Origin of the sequence: Clostridium sp. OS1-26 (assembly GCF_030915445.1) — a bacterium.
Classification (GTDB): domain Bacteria; phylum Bacillota; class Clostridia; order Clostridiales; family Clostridiaceae; genus Clostridium_AM.
Window position 1 is genome coordinate 3,816,319 of sequence record NZ_CP133264.1, and the last position, 16,847, is coordinate 3,833,165.

Annotated in this window: 16 protein-coding genes; 15 read left to right on the forward strand and 1 reads right to left on the reverse strand. The window is 31.8% G+C overall.

Annotated features, from left to right (window positions below; translation table 11 throughout):
* The first annotated feature begins 113 nt into the window (after positions 1–113).
* The 8 genes from RCG18_RS18770 to RCG18_RS18805 all read left to right on the forward strand — a co-directional run bounded on the left by RCG18_RS18770 (position 114) and on the right by RCG18_RS18805 (position 9,180).
* A complete protein-coding gene (locus RCG18_RS18770) occupies positions 114–1,196 on the forward strand; it encodes a GerMN domain-containing protein (RefSeq protein ID WP_308037554.1) in 1,083 nt (360 codons plus the stop codon).
* A gap of 399 nt (positions 1,197–1,595) precedes the next feature.
* Positions 1,596–2,597 (forward strand): LacI family DNA-binding transcriptional regulator, encoded by a 1,002-nt coding sequence (locus RCG18_RS18775; RefSeq protein ID WP_308037555.1) that lies wholly within the window; start codon positions 1,596–1,598, stop codon positions 2,595–2,597.
* 14 nt (positions 2,598–2,611) lie between these two features.
* Positions 2,612–3,442, forward strand: a complete 831-nt coding sequence (locus tag RCG18_RS18780; protein WP_308037556.1) for an ABC transporter permease — start codon at positions 2,612–2,614, stop codon at positions 3,440–3,442.
* The gene (locus RCG18_RS18785) at positions 3,442–4,227 is read left to right on the forward strand and encodes an ABC transporter permease (protein WP_308037557.1); all 786 of its coding nucleotides are present in this window, start codon (positions 3,442–3,444) and stop codon (positions 4,225–4,227) included. The genes RCG18_RS18780 and RCG18_RS18785 overlap by 1 nt, the downstream gene beginning before the upstream one ends.
* 17 nt (positions 4,228–4,244) lie before the next feature.
* Positions 4,245–5,303: an ABC transporter ATP-binding protein gene (locus RCG18_RS18790; RefSeq protein WP_308037558.1), complete on the forward strand. Its 1,059-nt coding sequence runs from the start codon at positions 4,245–4,247 to the stop codon at positions 5,301–5,303.
* A 16-nt stretch (positions 5,304–5,319) separates the two neighbouring features.
* Positions 5,320–6,384 carry an ABC transporter substrate-binding protein gene (locus RCG18_RS18795; protein WP_308037559.1) on the forward strand — a complete coding sequence of 355 codons (1,065 nt, stop codon included), beginning with the start codon at positions 5,320–5,322 and terminating at the stop codon, positions 6,382–6,384.
* 325 nt (positions 6,385–6,709) lie between these two features.
* Positions 6,710–8,428 (forward strand): adenine deaminase C-terminal domain-containing protein, encoded by a 1,719-nt coding sequence (locus RCG18_RS18800; RefSeq protein WP_308037560.1) that lies wholly within the window; start codon positions 6,710–6,712, stop codon positions 8,426–8,428.
* 2 nt (positions 8,429–8,430) lie between these two features.
* The gene (locus tag RCG18_RS18805) at positions 8,431–9,180 is read left to right on the forward strand and encodes a nucleoside phosphorylase (RefSeq protein WP_308037561.1); all 750 of its coding nucleotides are present in this window, start codon (positions 8,431–8,433) and stop codon (positions 9,178–9,180) included.
* Positions 9,181–9,328: 148 nt separating this feature from the next.
* Here the strand turns inward: RCG18_RS18805 and nth are convergent, their stop codons facing one another.
* Positions 9,329–10,126 carry an endonuclease III gene (gene nth, locus RCG18_RS18810; protein WP_308037562.1) on the reverse strand — a complete coding sequence of 266 codons (798 nt, stop codon included), beginning with the start codon at positions 10,124–10,126 and terminating at the stop codon, positions 9,329–9,331.
* Positions 10,127–10,370: 244 nt separating this feature from the next.
* Between nth and RCG18_RS18815 the strand changes: the two genes are divergently transcribed.
* From RCG18_RS18815 to RCG18_RS18845, 7 genes are all read left to right on the forward strand, one after another.
* Positions 10,371–10,676, forward strand: a complete 306-nt coding sequence (locus RCG18_RS18815; protein WP_308037563.1) for a PTS sugar transporter subunit IIB — start codon at positions 10,371–10,373, stop codon at positions 10,674–10,676.
* A 19-nt stretch (positions 10,677–10,695) separates the two neighbouring features.
* Positions 10,696–11,973: a PTS sugar transporter subunit IIC gene (locus RCG18_RS18820; protein ID WP_308037564.1), complete on the forward strand. Its 1,278-nt coding sequence runs from the start codon at positions 10,696–10,698 to the stop codon at positions 11,971–11,973.
* A 154-nt stretch (positions 11,974–12,127) separates the two neighbouring features.
* A complete protein-coding gene (locus RCG18_RS18825; RefSeq protein WP_308037565.1) occupies positions 12,128–13,447 on the forward strand; it encodes a 6-phospho-beta-glucosidase in 1,320 nt (439 codons plus the stop codon).
* 40 nt (positions 13,448–13,487) lie between these two features.
* Entirely contained in the window at positions 13,488–13,790 is a 303-nt protein-coding gene (locus RCG18_RS18830; protein WP_308037566.1) for a PTS lactose/cellobiose transporter subunit IIA, read from the forward strand.
* Between the two features lie 18 nt (positions 13,791–13,808).
* Positions 13,809–14,084 carry a hypothetical protein gene (locus tag RCG18_RS18835; protein ID WP_308037567.1) on the forward strand — a complete coding sequence of 92 codons (276 nt, stop codon included), beginning with the start codon at positions 13,809–13,811 and terminating at the stop codon, positions 14,082–14,084.
* Positions 14,085–14,149: 65 nt separating this feature from the next.
* Entirely contained in the window at positions 14,150–15,028 is an 879-nt protein-coding gene (locus tag RCG18_RS18840) for a sigma 54-interacting transcriptional regulator (protein ID WP_308037568.1), read from the forward strand.
* 212 nt (positions 15,029–15,240) lie between these two features.
* Positions 15,241–16,821, forward strand: coding sequence for a PRD domain-containing protein (locus tag RCG18_RS18845; protein WP_308037569.1), 1,581 nt, complete (start codon positions 15,241–15,243; stop codon positions 16,819–16,821).
* The last annotated feature ends 26 nt before the right edge of the window (positions 16,822–16,847 follow it).

Sequence of the window (16,847 nt, forward strand, 5' to 3'; positions counted from 1 at the left end):
AAGAGTTTATAATAAGAAAGCGAGGTGTGTAAGTGGTAAGTTATGGAGTTGCCTATCGGCAAATGGCAATTCCTCCCCACTTGTAGAAGTGAGCGTATCCTTGCCACGATTAAATGAAAAAGCTAACAGTAGTTATACTATCTCTATTTATGGTTACGTTAACAGCATGTAATAAACTGGCAAATTCAACAACAGAAACCAAACCTACAGATACACAAAATCAGAATCAAACCAAAATAGAAAGTGAATCAAAACAATATATGATAAATGACTTTTTCCCAATGAAGGAAAACGTCAGAATGAAATATGCTGGGTCAGGAAACGAATATGCAGCAAAGGATGTATATGTTGACTATTTAAGAGACAATAAAGTTCAGCTGCGAATTATAACTGGAGGTACAACAGTAGGGCAAGTACTTGAAAATAAAAATGGAGAACTAAAAACAATATTTTCTAGAGGAGAGTTTTACTATAGAGACGACTTGACAAAGGAAAATTCAAATACAAATGATATTTTAATTAAGGAGCCAATAGTAAAAGGAACTGCATGGACTTTAGCTGATGGCAGAAAAAGAACAATAACAGCTGTTGGAGATATTATAGCTACTCCAGCAGGAAAGTTTAAATCTATAGAGGTTACCACAGAAGGAAAAGACTCCACCACAAAAGATTATTATGGATTAGGAGTAGGGCTAATAAAAACTGTTTTTCAATCTAATGGATTAGTTGTTACTACTACCTTAGAGAAGCTTGATAAAGATGCAGCTGTCACACAGACTGTTAAATTCTATTATCCTATGCCTGAAGATAGTAAGATTGGGAAAAAGAAAATAGTAGCAAGTTTTAAAACCAACGATGAAACAAAGGCATTTTTTGAAAATAACTTTAAAAAAGCTCCAAGTTCATCTACAATACCTTTAATGACTGCTAATACTAAGATAAATAAACTTTATTTAAAGGAAGCTGAAAAGAAAGTTTATGTAGATTTTTCAAAGGAATTTGTTTCTCAAATGAATGCAGGGACATATAAGGAGCTGGCGGTACTAACTTCTGTAACAGATACTTTAGGAAACTATTATAATGTGGATAAAGTATATATTACAGTAGAGGGTAAGCCTTATGCTTCAGGTCATATAATAAAGAAGGTTGGAGAACCATTTAAGGTAAATTATGAAAATATAGTGTCCTTAGATTAGTATAAATAGCAGAGTTACTGGCTTTAAAGTTTAAAAAGCCTTTTAGATAAAACAACATCAAGATGTTAAAGATAAATTAGACAGAAATTAAATCCATATAAATAAATTAAGGCATTATAAAGGGGCAGTCTCAGAATGCGTACATATGCATTTTGAGATTGCCCTTTTAAATGATCTAATATGAAAATAGTTTCATAATTTACAAGACGAATGTTAAAATATTTATTTGCTAATATAGTTCGGAAATAAGCGATAAAATATAAGGATTAATTAAAAATTTAAAAAAAGATAAAAAAATTTATCTAAAAAAGAGGAATATTAAAAAATATAGCGAATAATAAGAATGTGAAAAGATTTTCTTAAAATAATATGAAAAGATTTTCTTAAGGGAGGAATAACATGGCTAGTATAAAAGAAGTTGCAAAATTAGCAAATACATCCATAACAACAGTATCAAGGGTTATAAATAATACTGGATACGTAAAAGATGAAACAAAAGAAAGAATATTAGATGCAATAAAAGAACTAGACTATAAGCCGCTTGAAAGGACTGACAGCAGAAGGGAGACAAAGGCAATTGGTCTAATTGTTCCTAATATAGAAAATCCTTTCTTTGGGAAAATGGCTAGGCATATCGGCAAGCTTGCTAACTCATATAACTATAATTTACTTCTTTTTGATTTAGAAGGAATTGAAAATCATAAAGATGATTTTCTTATTGACTTAATAGAAAATAGGGTGGACGGGATTATTTATGTCTCTTCCCATAGATGTGTAGAAGCAGTGAATGCAGCAAAGAAAAGAAGTATTCCCTTTGTAATTCTTGATAGAGAAATACAGAAGGAAGAAATAAATACAGTTATAGTTAACAATAACTATGGGGCATTTGTTGCTGCAGAGCATCTTATAAAATTAGGACACAAAAACATTGCCTTTATTGGTGGAGCTGAGGATATGGAAATATCAATAAAGAGAAAAGAGGGATATATAGAAGCTCTAACTGAAAATGGAATAGAGGTTAATAAGGATTATATTTGCTATGGAGATTATAAAATGCAAAGCGGTTATGACTGTATGAAAAAACTGTACTCAAAGCATAAGGAAATAACAGGAGTAATTGCAGCAAATGACCTTATGGCGATTGGAGCATTAAATTATTTAATTAGAGAAGGAGTAAATGTTCCAAGGGATGTTTCCATTGTTGGATTTGATAACATTGAAATTTCTGAAAGTATAACACCATCCTTAACCACTATCGAATACCCTATGGAGAGGATAAGTGAGATAATTATTGATCTAATATTAAGACAAATAAAAGATAAGGATAAAAATGTTGAGGTTGTATCCTTATATCCTAAGCTAATTATAAGAGAAAGTTGCAGTTCTGTAATAGAAAAATAATAGGAGGGGATATCGTGAGAAAAAAGGGAATTTATTTTTTACTAATACCAGGGATTATTCTTATAGTATTTTCCTTGATTTTGCCGCTGTTTTCAACAATTTATAAAACCATTGATACCGGCAGTGGTTTTTCTTTATCAAGGTACGCCGCATTTTTTAAAGATCCCTATTCAATGAGTGTTTATTATAGGACACTAAAGCTTTCTTTGATTGCAACTGTAATTTCGGTAGTATTAGGATTTCCAACTTCATACTACATATCTAGAGCAAACAAAAATGTTAAGGGATTATTTATAATATTTGCGGTTTTTCCACTTCTAACAAGTGCTGTTGTAAGAAGCTTCAGCTGGATAGTTATATTGGGAAAAAAGGGGATTGTAAATACCTTACTTATGAACGCAGGAATAATAGGTAAACCTCTTGAGTTGATTTACAATGAATTTTCAATTGTAATTGGTTTTATTTATTTATTCTTACCACTTATGATAATGTCACTTATAGGTGTTATGGACAATATTGATTCGGATCTAATTGAAGCTGCGGAAAGTCTTGGAGCATCAAGATTTGAAGCCTTTATAAAGGTTATTTTTCCATTAAGTGTTCCAGGAATTATAGTTGGCTCGATACTAGTTTTTACAGGGAGTTTCACAGCCTATACAACACCACAGCTTTTAGGCGGTAACAAGTCAAGGGTACTTGCTACTTTGATATATCAAAAAGCAATGGCTCTGTCTGATTGGAATTCAGCTTCAGTCATCGCAACAATAATGATAATAACAACTATTGTAATAAGTGCAGTTATAAATAAGTTAGCATCTAAGCTCCAGGGAAGAGGTGAGGCATAATGAAAAGAAAAAATGGTTTTTTAACCTTAATTACAACTTTTGTTTATATTTTTCTTTTAGCTCCTTTAGTAATTATTAGTGTCACAGCCTTTGGAACTAATGAATATTTAAAGTTTCCACCAGATGGATTTTCTTTAAGATGGGTAGAGAATATTTTTAAGGTTGAAATGTTTATGAAGACCTTCAAAATAAGTATGGAAGTTGCAGTTATAGGAACCTTTTTAGCACTTTTAATTGGTATCCCGGCAGCTTATGTGCTGAGCAGATACAACTTCAAGGGAAAGGGAGTATTACAGAGTCTATTTCTATCACCAGTTATTGTTCCAGGAATAGTTTTAGGTTTTTCATTGCTTGAATTTCTAATAGTTGTAAACAAGCTTCCCTTATATCCTAGCTTACTTTTAGGACATACTGTCACAATTCTTCCTTATGTAATAAGGGTTGTTTCATCAAGTCTTGAGAGCTTTGATTATTCAATTGAAGAAGCGGCAATTAGTCTTGGAGCAAGCAGACTTAGAACTTTTTTTATTGTTGTTATGCCAAATGTGACATCAGGTATAATAGCTGCATTTATTCTTGCTTTTATTAACTCATTTAATAATGTTCCTATATCAGTATTTTTAACTGGGCCTGGAATAAGTACGCTGCCAATACAAATGATGAGTTATGTTGAATATTATTTTGATCCTACTGTAGCGGCACTTTCAGTAATACTTATGGTAATGACTGCTGTTCTTATGTTTGTAGTAGAAAAGACACTAGGCTTAAGCTTCTTTGCCAAGTAATTTTAGGAGGATGAAAAATGAGTTTATTAAGTTTAAATAATATAAAAGTAGCATACGATTCAAATGTAATATTAAAAAACTTAAATTTGTCAGTTGAAAAAGGAGAATTAGTATCATTATTAGGTCCAAGTGGATGTGGAAAGACAACAACCTTAAGAACTATAGCTGGATTTAATGATATTAAAGAAGGAAGTTTCATATTTAACGGCAAGGATTATACAAAGGTTCCAGTACATAAGAGAAATTTTGGTTTTGTTTTTCAAAGCTATGCATTGTTTCCGCATCTGAGTGTATTTGATAATGTAGCCTTTGGGCTTAAGCTTAGAAAAATTAGTAAGGATGAAATAACAAAAAGGGTTAACGAAATCATAGATGTAGTTGGTCTTAAAGATCTTGCAAATAGACTGCCAAGAGAGCTTTCTGGTGGTCAAAGGCAAAGAGTTGCACTCGCAAGATCCCTTGTTATAAAACCGGATTTATTATTATTTGATGAACCTTTAAGTAATTTAGATGCAAAACTTAGAGTTAATATGAGAGTTGAGATAAGAAGAATTCAACAAGAACTTGGAATTACCAGTGTATATGTAACCCATGATCAAGAGGAGTGTTTCTCTATTTCAGATAAAGTAGCTGTAATGAATGGTGGAGTCATAGAACAACTTGATTCTCCACAAAACATATATAAAAATCCTTTAACAGAATTTGTTGCAAGGTTTGTTGGATATGAGAACTTTATCGAGCTTGACATAAAAGGACAAGAAGCAGATAAAAAATTGTTTGAATCTAAATCAGGAAATAGCTTTGAGGTAGAAAATGAAAGCGTAAAAAAGGATATAAAGAACTATAAGGGAGCTATAAGACCTGAGGATATAGAAATAATCATGGAGGGAGATGAAAGAAAAACTAATGTTTTATCTGGAACAGTTAAAATAAGTACTTTTCTAGGTAAAGAATATCAGTATGTGGTTGAGACAGAAGAGGGAACTCTGCTTGTAAACCACAATACTAACAAGCGTTATGAAAATGGGGAAAAAATTAAAATGTATTTTCCGAAGGAAAGAATAGTATTAGTTTAAACTTGGAGGGATTATTATGAAAAAATTGAGCTATCTTTTAGCAAGTGTTTTAACTTTATCTTTTGCATTAACAGGCTGTGGAAACAGCAAAACATCAGAGCAAACCAGCACAAGTAAAGAGCCTACTAAGTTAGTTGTATCAACTTGGGGGTATAATGAGGACAAGCTTAGAAAAAATGTTTTCGAGCCCTTTGAAAAAGCAAACAATTGCAAAATTGTACTTGAGGTTGGAAATAACGATGAAAGATTAAATAAGGCTAAATCCATGCCAGGATCAGTGGATGTAATATATCTTGCTGATTCATATACAATACAAGGAATTGAACAGGGACTATTTGAAAAAATAAACAAAGACAACATACCTAACATAAAGAATATATATGACGTTGCTAAATCAGCAATGGGAGATGGATATGGACCAGCATATACAATCAATAGAACAGGTATAGTTTATGATACTAAGACTGTAACTACACCAATAACATCATGGAATGACCTTTGGAGAGCTGACTTAAAGAAAAAGATTTCTGTATCTGAAATAAATTCAACAGCAGGTCCAGCACTAATGCAAGTAGCTGCTAATAAGGCTGGAGTTAAATTAAGTGATAATGTGGATGGTGCATTTAAAGAAATATCTACTTTAAAGCCAAATATAGTTAAAACATATAGTAAGTCATCAGACTTTGTTAATATGTTTTCACAGGGAGAAATAAATGTTGGTGTTGCACAGGATTTCGTATTTGCAAAAATAAAGGAAGCAGTACCAACAGCTGAGTGGGCAGAGCTTAAAGAAGGCAACTATGCAAATCTTAATACTATAAACATTGTTAAGGGTTCAAAAAATAAGGAGCTTGCTGAAAAGTTTATAGACTGGTGCCTAAGTGAACAGGTTCAAAAGGCAGATGCACTAGATAAAGTTGACTCACCTGTAAATGTAAAAGTTACTTTAACAGCAGAACAAGCTAAAGGTTTAACATATGGCAAGGATGTTATTAATAACTTAAAGGTTATTGACTGGAAGCAATATAATAGTGCTAAAGCAGGCATAATTGACAAATGGAATGCTGAATTGTCAAAGTAAAGTAGATTCTTAGTATAGGGTAAATAAACCGAAAGTCAACTTATACTCCGGGCTATGTTTCAAAGCTTCAGTACGTTAAAAACTTTTAGTCAGTCTAAAGCTTGTGTTTTAGACGACCTAAGACTTAGATAAACTCGCTATGCTCAGACAGTATCTAAGTTCTAAGGTTGTCTTAAAACCCTTCACTAAGACTGACACAAAGTTTTTAAATCTACCTTCAGCTTTTGAAACATATCCCTACGTATAAGTTAACTTTCTAGTTAGTTTCCCTACAAATATGTAATTATATAAATTTCTTAAGTAAAGTAGAAAGAGTTGATAGTAGATGAAGGTGGATTTATTAGTTAAGGGTGGAACGGTTTATAATTCATATTTTAAAAAATTCTTTTATGGAGATGTTGCTGTAATAGGAGATAGATTTATATATATTGGTTGCTTTGAAAAATTGAATATTGAGAGTGAAAAGATTGTTGATGCTGAAGGAATGTATATAATTCCGGGATTAATAGATATACATATGCATATTGAAAGTTCAATGGCAACACCCATTGCATTTTCAAAGGAAATTATTAAAAATGGCGTAACTACAATAGTTTCAGAACCCCATGAAATAGCTAATGTTTTTGGTATAGAAGGTATTTTGGAGATGATAAAGTCAGGAGAAGGTGCTAGAGTAGATATTTTCTATGGAGTACCAAGTTCAGTTCCAGCTACATCTAGCGAATATGAAACAACTGGTGGAGAAATTGGAATTGATGAAGTTAAGGAATTAATGAATAATGAAAAAGTTATATGTCTTGGGGAAGTTATGAACTATTTTGATGTAATAAATAGTGAAGATAAAAAAATAAATAAGATTATTAAGTATTTTAAAGAAAAACATCCGTTGTTTCCAATCGAAGGTCACTGTCCGAGAATTAAAGGCTTAGAGCTTTCTAAATTGATTTTCTCTGGAGTTACCTCAGACCATACACAACAGACGGTTGAAGGTATGGAGGATAGAATAAGAAATGGTATGTTTGTTCAGATACAAGAAAAATCAATGATTCAGCCAGTTATAGATTACTTGATTGAAAATAACTTATATGAGCATTTTGCTTTTGTTACAGACGATTGTATGGCAGATGTATTGATTAATGAAGGGCATTTAAATAGACATGTAAAAAAGGCAATAGATATGGGGATGAGTCCTGAGAATGCAATTTACTGTGCTACCTATACACCGGCGAAAAGAATGAATCTCTTTGATAGAGGAAGCGTTGCACCAGGAAAATTAGCTGATTTTATTATGTTAGAGGATTTAAATAATTTTAAAATAAATAAAGTATTTAAAAATGGTAGACAAGTATACAGCAGCGATGATAAAGCTATAGAGGATAAAATACCAAGAACCTTTCCAGAAAGATTTTATAACTCAATTAAGTTAAATAAAATAAATGAAGATATGTTAAAGGTTAAGACTAAAATCCAAAATGAAAGTGTTAAGTGTAGAGTTATAAAGATCCAGGACGGAAGCACATTTACGGATGAAATAATTTCAGAAGTAAGTGTTAAGAATGGTTATCTTGATTGGGAAAACTCAGAGTATTGTCTTATGGCTGTAATCGAGAGATATGGAAAAAATCAAAACATAGCTTTTGGGTTGGCGGCAGGAGATACAATTAAAAAAGGTGCTGTTGCATCATCCTATGCTCATGATCATCACAACATTATTGTGGTTGGTAAAAATACTGAGGATATAGTATGTGTGGTAAATTCAATAATAGACAGCCAAGGTGGTTACTGTGCTGCTTTAGATGGTAAAGTGCTGGCTAAAATTGACCTACCAATAGGTGGAATACTTTCAGATAAAAATATGAAATGTATAGGAAAAGAGTTAAAAGAGGTTACAGAGGCAATGAGGTATTTAGGATACAAACATTACAATCCTATTATGTCGCTCAGCACCAATAGTCTACCAGTAAGCCCACTTTTAAAGATAACTGATAAAGGATTAATTAAATTAAATGAAAATAGAATTGTAGATATATTTGTGGAGGGATAAAAATGGTATACGATGAAACACTGCAAAAGCATATAAGATGTAAAATTGGAGATGTAGCAGAATATGTTTTAATTCCTGGCGACCCTGCAAGGGCAAAAAGAATAGCAGAAAGATTTGATAGCTATGAAAAGATAGCTGAAAATAGAGAATATGTTATATATACAGGAATTAAGGATGGAGTTAAATTAAGTGTATGTTCAACAGGAATTGGAGGGGCTTCAACAGCAATTGCTATGGAGGAACTTTCAAGACTAGGTGCACATACATTTATAAGGGTAGGCTCAGCAGGAGGCAGAAGGGAAAACATCCCTGTTGGAGGTGTAGTAGTTGTAAATGCAGCAGTTAGGGGAGAGGGTACAAGCAAGGAATATCTCCCAGATATATACCCAGCAGTTGCAGATTTAGATATAACAAATTCACTCTTAGAAGCGGGAAGGGAATATCTAAAGGAAGAAGAATGTCATGTTGGAATGAGCCTTACAAGGGATGCATATTACATGCAAAACCAAGGGCTAAATGAACAATTAATGAATACACAAGTAGCTGTTTCAGAAATGGAATGCGCCACTGTATTTATTGTTGCTGCTAAAAGAGGACTTAAGGCAGGAGCAATAGTTGGTACAGATTCAAATATTATTAAGAAACACCAGTTTACACTTGAGGAAAAGGATAGATTATACTGGGAAGCTGAAAAGAAAACAATTAATATTGCTGTAAACGCAATAGTTAAGTTGGCAAAATCTCAAAAGTAAAGGAGAATTATGCGGAAAGTTAGTTTTCTAGTTAGTTTCCCTATAGATTAGCATATATAATAGTTATTTATAGCGGTGTAATTTAGATTATTACATGCTCTATGACAAAAGAACTATAAGTGGATTTTTAATTTGCTTATGGTTCTATTTATTTAGTAAAAGAATTTATTTCTTTTAGGCATCCTCTTCTTATAGGACATTCAGAACAATTGGGATTCGTCGGTCTACACCAATTACGGCCAATATTCCAAAAGGGTGAAGTTAAAATACCTGGATATTCAGGGTTTAAAATTCTACCTATATTTATTAACTCATTTAAATCATCTTTATTAACAAGTCCGGAACGTAAAAAAACCCTTTTAATATGAACATCAAAGGCTATGTCTACATTATTTTTATCTTCAACCTCTATCATGAAATCTCTTATTAATAACATTGCGCCTAATGCGGCTTTTTTCTGACTAATGCCTTTGAATTCATTTAATCTAGCTATTATTTCATTGGCAGTAGAGGGATATTTCCAAATATTATTTGCTGAGCCGCTATACTTTTCAATAAGGATTTTACATGCTGATAAAATATATTTCGATATTGCACCTGGATACCTGTGTAATGCAGGTTTTGTCTTAAAAAACACTTCAAATTCTTCCTCGCTATAATTAGCAATTTTATATATATCAAAATGACCTAATCTTTCTTTTAACTTATAGGGTAAGCTCCAAGCAACTTCTGTTTTAACGGATTGTTCTGCTATTAAGGCAAATAAAAAAGCGTTAGGATTTTCTAGTATGAATTTCTTTGCACTTCCTTCCAAAAATGTTCCCTTTGTTATGCTATGCTCATTACTAAGGATATCATAATATGATAAAATATCTTCTCTAATTAATTCAAAGGAATTCTTTTTTTTATCAATGGGGTTGTTTAACGACAGATTCTTTTTGAGCATATTAAAGTCCTCCTCATACTTCATTAATAATGTGGTAAAGTATATCCTTATTACATTAAAATATTCACTAAAAATCTTTTTTATAATATACAATAAACTTATTCGTGTATCAAAAATTGTGTATCAAAAACTTCGGCATGATACAGATCAAATGAAAACAATTACTATAGAAGGAGTTTACGATATTGGCATGATTATTGCTTAGTAATTTAATATAAAAACAAATGTGAGGAGGAACTTATATATGAAAGTTTTAATGGTTTGTTCAGGAGGAATGTCTAGTGCAATAGTGGTTAAAGCTATAAAGACTGAAGCTGATAAACAAAATTTTCCACTAGAAATTAAGGCTGTGGGCACTTATGAATTTGAAGATGAAATTAAATTAGGATATGACATGGCATTAGTTGCCCCACAAGTAAAACACAGATTAGAAGTTTTTAAAACACAGGCAGAAGGACTTAATATACCTGTTGAATTAATAGTTCCAATGGGATATACACCAATAGGTGCTCCAAAAGTATTAGAACAAATAAAAAGACATTCAAAATAATATTAAGGGGGGACTTAAAATGAAATTAATTTTTGAGCTTTTAGAGAAATATCTTTTGCCGCCTATGACAAAATTGGCAGAACAAAGACATCTTAGAGCTATACGTGATGGTATCGTTTCAACTATACCACTTATAATTGTAGGCAGTTTTTTCTTAGTTATTGCCTTTCCACCTGTAAATTCATGGGCGGAAATGGTGAAGCCTTATATAGGAAGGATATTATATCCTTATAGATTAACTATGGGAATTATGGCCTTATATGCATCCTTTGGGATAGGATATAGTCTTGCCAAATCTTATAAGCTAGATTCATTAGCTGGAGGTAGTTTATCCGTAGCAGCATTTTTATTGACAAGCTTACCAGTAGCAGTTAAAGAAAACGATTTAGGTTGGGTCTTACCTTTAGGCAATCTTGGCGGTGCAGGAATGTTCGTAGCTATATTAATGGCTATTTTTGCTGTAGAAACTCTAAGATTTACAAAGGAAAAGAATTTAACAATTAAAATGCCAGAAGGAGTACCGGAATCTGTTGCAAACTCCTTTGCAGCATTAATACCAGCAACAATTATTATAGTTGTATTATGGATAGTTAGAGACTTATTAAACTTTGATATACAACAGTTTATAATGAGTATATTTGAGCCTCTTGTAGTTGCAGGAGATACTTTAGGCGGAGTATTAGTCCCTACCTTCCTTATTACTTTACTTTGGGCATGTGGTATTCATGGAGACTCTATTGTTGGTACAGTAGCAAGACCTATATGGCTTGTTTTATTAGATGAAAATACAAAGGCATTAGCAGCAGGCACAGCAATACCACACATAGCTCCAGAACCATTCTTTCAATGGTTTGTATGGATAGGAGGTTCAGGTGCTACTATAGGTTTAGTTCTTTTAATGATGAGGTCTAAATCACAATATTTAAAAGATATAGGTAGAGTATCCTTAATTCCAGGTATTTGCAACATTAATGAACCAGTAATATTTGGTGCACCAATAATGCTAAACCCATTATTCCTTATACCATTTATTTTAGGACCAATATTATCGGCATTTATATCATATTTTGCAATGTATTTTAATATAGTAGCCAGACCGGTAATACAAGCGCCATGGACACTTCCAGCACCAATAGGTGCATACCTTGCTACAAAAGGAGATTGGAAGGCTATAGTTCTTGTTTTAGTTAATATAGCAATTACAACAGTAATATACTACCCATTCTTCAAAGCTTACGAGAAAAAATTACTTCAAGAGCAAGGAATAAGTGAAGAAGATAATACATTAAATGCTTAATAATATAAGGAAAATTATAGTTAGGTGAATTAAAATTCATCTAACTATTAATTTAACTCGTTGTGCTAGCAACTAGCACAACAGGTTAATTTAAAGTTAAGAGAGCAATTATGCAGTAAGTAATAACAGCCTATAAATTTGGAGGTGTCGGATTATGAAGGAACTTAAAGTAGTTGTAATAGGAGGGGGAAGTAGTTATACCCCAGAAATAATAGAAGGATTTTTAAAGAGAATATCAGAATTATCTATTAAAGAGATACATTTAGTGGACATAAAAGAGGGAGAAGAAAAATTAAGTATAGTAGGCAGCCTAGCAAGAAGAATGATAGAAAAAGCAGGACTAAATATAAAATTAGTTCAAACCTTAAATAGAAGAGAAGCCCTTAAGGATGCGGATTTTGTAGTTACACAATTTAGAGTAGGCGGATTAGATGCGAGAGCAAGGGATGAAAGATTTCCTTTAAAATATAAAGTATTGGGTCAAGAAACAACAGGACCAGGCGGTTTTGCTAAAGCCCTTAGAACTATACCTGTAATGCTTGATATATGCAAGGATATAAAAGAAGTATGTCCAGATGCTTGGCTTATAAATTTTACGAATCCATCAGGATTAGTTACAGAGGCTGTATTAAAATATACTGATATAAAGTGCATAGGTTTATGTAATGTACCTATACACATGGCAATGGATGTAGCAAATATGCTGGAAGTACCTTATATAGATATTTTTATAGAGTTTGCTGGCTTAAACCATTTGGTATGGGGTAAAAAAGTCTGGTATAAGGATAAGGACGTAACTAAGGAAGTTATTGAAAAACTTCTTGATGGTGCAGTGCTTAATATGAAAAATATATCTAACTTAAAATGGGACGGGGATTTTTTAAGAGCCTTAGGAATGATTCCTTGTCCATATCACAGATATTTTTATATGACAGATAAAATGGTTGAGGAAGAAATAGAAGCTGCTGAGGATTGTAACAAGGGTACAAGGGCAGAACAGGTAAAGGCAGTAGAAAAAACGCTATTTGAGCTTTATAAATCACCTGAACTTAATGTTAAGCCTAAAGAATTAGAAAAAAGAGGAGGGGCTTATTACTCAGATGCAGCAGTATCACTTATAAGTGCAATTTACAATGACAAAAGAGAAATTCATACAGTTAACACCTTAAACAATGGAATAATTAAAGGAATACCTGATAATTCTGTTATAGAAACAAACTGTATAATAGACAGCAGAGGAGCAACTCCACTTAGCTTAAAAGGAGATTTACCAATAGAAGTAAAGGGATTAATTCAAGCTGTAAAAAGCTATGAAGTACTTGCTGTAGAGGCGGCAGTTAAGGGAGATAAGGAAAAGGCACTGTTAGCTTTAGCAAGTCATCCTTTAGTTCCATCCGTAACTGTAGCAAAAGATTTGTTAGATGACTTACTTATGATAAATAAAGAATATTTACCACAATTTAAATTAGATTAGTTAACAATAAGAAAATAATTTGACTTTGGAGGTTTTATCAATGGAAGAGCATATTTTCAATATAATTTCTCATAGCGGAGATGCAAGAGGCTATGCTTATGAAGCATTAAAAGCAGCAAAAGCAGGAGATATGGAAAAAGCAGAGGAAAGATTAAAAAAAGCACAGGAAGAGTTAGATTTAGCTCACAACACCCAAACAAAGTTAATTCAAGCAGAATTAAACGGAGATTCATTTAAGGCTTCTCTTTTGATGATACATGCACAAGATCAGCTTATGACTGCTATATCAGAAAAAAATCTAATTGAAGAGATGGTTGATATGTATAGAGAACTAAGAAAATAATTTTAGGGGGAAATAATTATGAAGTTATTTTACGGCATAGCATTTATAGCTTTAATGCTAGTTGGTGTTAAGCTATCTAATATTATAACCAAAAGATTTAAGATTAATAGATGGCTTTTAGCCTTGAGTGCCCCTTTGGTTATAATGGTACCTATGATAGTTTTTGATATAAAAAATCCTTGGATATTGAATTTATTAATAGTTATATTCTCCATTATGTGTATAATGTTCTTTGAAATATCCAAGGGGATTATAGAACAAAGAGAAAAAGAATTAAAAAAATACAGAAAATAGTGATTAGTAGTTTAATATCCATTATATTATTTATATAGAGTGATATAAATAAGGCGGTTATAGAAATGAAAAATCAGGAGATAGTATACGAATCATTGAGGAAAATTTGCGTAGAACAAATTAAAAAAGAAGCTATAAATATTGGAGTAAGTACAGAAAAATTGTCCTTATATTTAAATATGCGAAGGGCAAATGTGTCTAGAGAACTAAATAAATTAGTTGCTGAAGGTAAAGTTAAAAAAGAAAAGGGAAAGCCTGTACTTTATTATGTTGAGCTTAATGAAAAGGATTATATATGTGAAGATAAAGCTGAGGCACCATCTATTTTTGACACTATAATAGGAAGAGATGCAAGTCTAAAAAATCAAATATCCTTAGCAAAGGCAGCGATAGTATATCCTCCGAGTGGTCTTCATAGTCTTATAATTGGAGAAACTGGAGTTGGAAAATCATATTTTGCAAAATGCATGTTTAAATATGCTTTGGAAATTGGAAGAATAAAAGAAAAGGATAGATTTGCAGTTTTTAATTGCGCTGATTATGCTAATAATCCTCAACTTCTAATAGGACATTTATTTGGAGTAAAGAAGGGAACATACACTGGTGCAAGTGAGGATAGAGAAGGCATTATAGAAAGGGGAAGAGATGGTATATTATTTTTAGATGAGGTTCACAGACTTCCGCCAGAAGGACAGGAAATGCTTTTTACCTTGATAGATGAAGGAAAATATATGCCACTGGGAGGAACAGAGGGAATACCTATAAATGTGATGATTATAAGTGCAACTACAGAAAATATAGGCTCCACTCTTTTAAAGACTTTTACAAGAAGAATTCCGGTAACTATAGCACTTCCTGCCTTAAGAGATAGAAGGGCAACAGAACGGTTAGAATTAATACAAAGATTTTTGCAGATGAATCTAAAAGAATATCTAAAAAAATAAACATAGATGAAGAAGTAATTACTGCATTATTAAATTACGATTGTTTAAATAATATAGGACAACTAAAAAGTGATATTCAGATAGCATCAGCTAAAGCCTTTTTAAGAAACATTTTTAATGAGGAGGATATCCATATTAAAGTAGAGGATTTTTCCTATGAGGTTAAAGGTGGACTTTTAGCTTCAAAGAAAATAAACCCAAGAGGGTTAAAGATGAGTTTTAGTGATGAACTAAGAAAGGGCATCAATTATGATATAGAGGATAAATACAGTGTTTCTAGAGATATATATGAATTCATAGAGGAAAGGACAAAAATATTAACTGCTAAGGGCTTAGATCAGGAGGAAATAAAAAGTAAACTTACTAGTGATGTTGAAGAATTTATAAACACATATATTCTAAGTATTAGAGAAGAAAATGATAAAGATGATATAAAAAGGATAGTAAATAATGAATTATATGAGTTTTTAAAAAGCTTTATGCATTTAGCTGAATATAAACTTAAAAGGAAAATTCCACAGAATATATTCTTAGGTCTATTGTTACACATAGATACTTTTCTAGCTAGAATAAAAGAAAATAGAGGAATTGAAAATACAAAAATAGATGAAATAAGAAAAAAATATCCTGAAGAATTTAAATTAGCATTAAGTTTAGCTTATAAACTAGAAGAAAAGTATGAAATTACAATACCAATAGGAGAGATTGGTTTTATAACTATGTTTTTTGCCGCTGAAAATAAAAAAGTAAGAAGTAAGGTAGCGGTAGTAGTGGCTATGCATGGAAACACAACAGCGACTTCAATAGCTGAAGTTGCAAATCAGCTGCTTAACATCAATCATGTAGCAGGCTTTGATATGCCATTATCCATGAAGCCAGAAGAAGCTTTAATAAAAATTCAAGAATTGATAAAAGAAAAGGATCAAGGTAGAGGAGCGGTACTTTTAGTTGATATGGGATCCTTAAAATTCTTTGGGAAAATTATAAATGAAAATACAGGTATATATGTTGAAACTATAGATATGATAACTACTGCTACTGTAATAGAAGCTGCAAGAAAAGCAATACTATATGAAAATATAGATGAAATAGTTAAGTGTGTAAAGAGAGAAAGCAGATATATAGGAGATTTTATAGAGAAAAAGGTTAAGGCAGATAAAAAAGCAATAGTTACAGCTTGCTCAACGGGGGAAGGTACTGCTATAAAATTAAAAGAACTTGCTTCAATTAATTTTGAAAGCGATAAATACGAAATAATAAATCTCAGCATTAAGGACAGAGAAGAATTTTATAATGCCATTGATAACATAAGAAAAAAATACACAATTGCATATGTTATAAGTGCTTTTGACCCTCAGCTTGAGGGTGTGGAATATATTCCTATAGATAGATTTTTTAAAGAATTTGTTGGAGAGGATTTTGAAGAAAAGGTTAATGATGAAGATATGATAAGCATAATAAATAAGGTTTACAAAGATCATCTTAACATAAATAACTGTGATTTTATAATAAGAAAATTTATAAAAACTCTTTCAAATATGAAATACTCCCATGGAATTCATGTAGATGAAGATAAATTGATGGGTTTACTAATGCATTTTGGATGTGTTTTAGAAAAATTGATAAATAAAGAAGAAACGACAAGTTGTAAAAATTTATCTTTAATTAAAGCTAGATATGGTGACTTGTTCAAAGATTTAAAAACAAGTATAAAAGATATAGAAGAAAATCTTAATATTGAAATACCAGAAGATGAACTAGCTAATATCATAGAGATATTAGTTAACATATAATTTAGGTATTTGATTGGAGGAATTAG